The organism is Pseudomonas sp. CCNWLW23, from assembly GCF_037095675.1.
Classification (GTDB): domain Bacteria; phylum Pseudomonadota; class Gammaproteobacteria; order Pseudomonadales; family Pseudomonadaceae; genus Aquipseudomonas; species Aquipseudomonas atacamensis.
Window position 1 is genome coordinate 1 of sequence record NZ_JBAWKM010000048.1, and the last position, 3119, is coordinate 3119.

General features: G+C 47.4%; 3 protein-coding genes and 1 pseudogene. All 4 read left to right on the top strand.

Annotated features, from left to right (window positions below):
- Window positions 1-1167 (top strand): annotated as a pseudogene (locus V8J63_RS27590) (hypothetical protein); the annotation flags it as partial.
- The gene (locus V8J63_RS27595) at window positions 1167-1628 is read left to right on the top strand and encodes a hypothetical protein (RefSeq protein ID WP_016775045.1); all 462 of its coding nucleotides are present in this window, start codon (window positions 1167-1169) and stop codon (window positions 1626-1628) included. The pseudogene V8J63_RS27590 and the gene V8J63_RS27595, both read left to right, overlap by 1 nt.
- A 45-nt stretch (window positions 1629-1673) precedes the next feature.
- Complete coding sequence (locus V8J63_RS27960) at window positions 1674-1949, top strand: HNH/endonuclease VII fold putative polymorphic toxin (protein WP_125927969.1); 276 nt, start codon at window positions 1674-1676, stop codon at window positions 1947-1949.
- On the top strand, window positions 1855-2586 hold the full coding sequence (locus tag V8J63_RS27600) for a hypothetical protein (protein ID WP_177434005.1): 732 nt from the start codon (window positions 1855-1857) through the stop codon (window positions 2584-2586). The genes V8J63_RS27960 and V8J63_RS27600 overlap by 95 nt, the downstream gene beginning before the upstream one ends.
- Window positions 2587-3119 lie beyond the last annotated feature (533 nt).

A 3119-nucleotide genomic window follows, 5' to 3' on the forward strand; every position in this document is an offset into this window, starting at 1 on the left:
TTCAATTTCGTTGGCGATCAAACGATCAAGTTCCCGGAAGGTGGCGTAGTAAAAGTTGTCGCGCATGCGCTGATGGGCGGTTTGATTTCCGAAGTAACTGGCGGGGATTTTGCTACCGGTGCGGCGGCTGCTGGGCTGAATGAAGCTGCGATGAATACGCTGGTGAAGTTCGCCGCTGGCAATGATCAGCTGCAGGTGATGTTGTCCCAACTCACGGGTGTTCTTGCAGCGGCCCTCGTTGATGGCAATTCACAGTTGGGAGCCAGCATCGCCGGGAGTGCCACGACTTATAACTATCTCTACCACCGTGAGGTGAAAGAGATGCTCGCTGAGATGGACAGCAAGACCACGGATAAGGAAAAGCTTGCTGTCAGGGATAAATATGAAGCGCTTGACAAGCAAAGAGAGTTAGAGCTGGACGAGTTTTGTAAAGGGGCACCTGATACCTGCCGTCAAATCTCCCACGATTTGGCCGACGATGACGAAAAGTTCTCGAAGCTGATAGCGACGCTACGAAGTGAAGGCAAAAGTGGAGAAGCCTATTGGGTAGGAGTTGTTCAGGGAGGGAATCTAAACTCCACTGGGTCAATAGCCTCCATCGTGAATTTACAGGAAGGTGGTTTCTTTGCAAAATTGGGTGCTGTCGCGATCCAGATGGGGGGTGGAATTTTTCCGGGTAGGGCAACCGGGAAAGGTACGACTGCCACAAAGGAAGCCGACGTAAAGGGTACGGGTGGTGTAAAAGGAAACGAAGCGTCCAAAGCACCGGTTCAAGAACTTGAGGTTGACTCCTATAAGAATCTCAAGTCAAGAGAAGTAGTTGCTGACGCGTTAGAGCACGACCACATCCCTTCCTTTGCTGCATTGCGTACGGCAAAAGAAGCTGAATTAGGTCGTCCCCTTACAGAGGTGGAGGCCAAATCGCTTTACCAAAACGCAACAGCCGTGGAGGTTCCTCGCGATGTCCACATTGCGGGTCCCACGTATGGGGGTAAAAATACCCGTGCACAGGTTCAACAGGACGCCATTGATCTGTGCGGCGCGGTGTGCCGTGATACAGACGCATTGCGAGAAAATTTACGCAATCGAGGTTATGATTCAAAAATTGTCGATGAGACAATTAAAAAAATAGTGGAAAGAAATCGAGAGATTGGGGTTATCAAATAATGAATACTTGGTCTGACTTTATTCACGCTCTCGGTCAAGATGAGAATGGATCAGTCATCACGGGTCTATGGCAACGTTTTGAAGAAAAGCCCGTCATTTCAGAGACTCCTGATGCCTATAATGATCCAGGCGGGAAAACAAAATATTACAAGTTTATAAAGTCTGGGATAGAGCTTGGGTTTCGTGCGGGACAATTAAATCACATTCATTTTTTTGTGCAGGAGGATGAAGGCTATTCACCGTATAACGAATATGTGCTTGATCGGGCTGCTCATGCTTGGACTGCCAAAAATGTCACTCAGGTATTGGGTACGGCAGACGCAGGAGCATCTGCTAAAGTTGATATGTTGATTGGTAAAGTCCGGCAGTGGTGCAAATATCAGTTTTCAACATACGATCTACGTATGGAGTTTTCAGAGGATGGTAAGTTGTGGAAGGTAACCCTGATTGCTAAGGGTTAAGTGAAGGAAAATTACGTTGAAACGGTATTGGAAGAGTGTGGATGAATGGGGGCAGGCCACGTTGAAAAAGTACTCCAAAACGTGGTCTGTCCGCATTTTCCCCCGACCATTCAGCAGCCTAGCCGAGTAATTCAAAGTGTCGACAAACGGGGCAACCCTCAGCCCGGAGCCATTTATGAGTTTGAGGTTCCCGCTTCAGGTGGCGGTACGCGGACAGTGAGAATTCGTGACGACACAGCGGGACATGATTGCGGGGAAGGTGATCCGCAAAATCGCGGGGCGCATTTTAACGACGAAGCGGGAAATTATTATCATTACTAAAATCAAAATTTTGGGAGAAAATGACGTATCTGATTCGAATCAGACAATCAATCTGAATGAGGGTAACGGAAAATGCAGATTAAAGTTGTCTGCAGCTAGTTTTATTGCGTCGAAGCCTCATGAGTCATTGGAAACAATATTCGACTTCATACATGAACGCGTTGTCGAAAATATGCCGGGATATGCAGCCTGGTTGCTTTTGGGTAACTCGGCTTGGCAGCCAGGCACGAGAATCGTCAAATATTTAGGGCTATGGGGTGGGTTCAAATCACGGGGGATTGAAGTTCCCCAAGGAAGTCATTCGATAGTGCATACCATGGAGCGCGATGGGAAGCTAAAGTTTTTTGGAGGTATTCGCCTATCGGATCTTTTAGATGGGACAATTCTGGAGGCGTTCTTGGCTGAGAGATGTTCTTATGTAGCCATTGTGCCTATAGATTTGGATATGGAAGAAGCCTTACTCATTGGCTGGTCTGGAAAGATTTCGGAAGATCTGATGCTCTTCGAATATGTGGCGGAGGGGAACGGACTGTTAATGGCAAAGATTGGTGAATTTGATGATCTTGATAGAGGAGTTGTCGCTGTCGGAAAACGACAAGTGCTGGATGATCTTTTATCAAACTTTGATAATTCGTAAAACCGAATTTCGCTATTTTTTCTCCTTCTGAGCTCCGCGCAGGTCGCCACGCTGATTGTCGATATCGTCTGAGAGATAAATGGGTGCAGACCACGTTGAATGCAAAAGCTGGGTACTCTTGGGGGGGAAGGGAACAGACCACGTATAGAAGGCACTCGAAAACATGGTCTGTCCCCGTTTCCTCAATACTCAACAGAGCAATAAATTCGGAAGCGAAATTTCGAACAAGGGTAAATAGGGACAGGCCACGTTTACAACGCACTCCAAAACGTGGTCTGTCCCCGTTTCCCCACGTATGGAAAACTACCAAGTGCAGCCGATCTTGAGTCGGTTGGCGTCAGGGTTATCCAGGATGGAGGTCTAGATGCTCGATTCTCGGGGCACACGTTCCTACGCACAGACGGTAGTAAGATTACTGATCTCCATAGTATGAAAACCATCGTTCTAGAGAAAATAAAATGATAGTTTCAGCGATGTTTGATTCCCTCGTCACATTTGACTGCGTATATGGAGGCTTTGAGCTCGAAAATGGA

Coding starts and splice junctions, on each gene's coding strand:
- V8J63_RS27595 (WP_016775045.1), top strand. CDS start 1,167: ATGAATACTTGGTCTGACTTTATTCACGCTCTCGGTCAAGATGAGAAT.
- V8J63_RS27960 (WP_125927969.1), top strand. CDS start 1,674: ATGGGGGCAGGCCACGTTGAAAAAGTACTCCAAAACGTGGTCTGTCCG.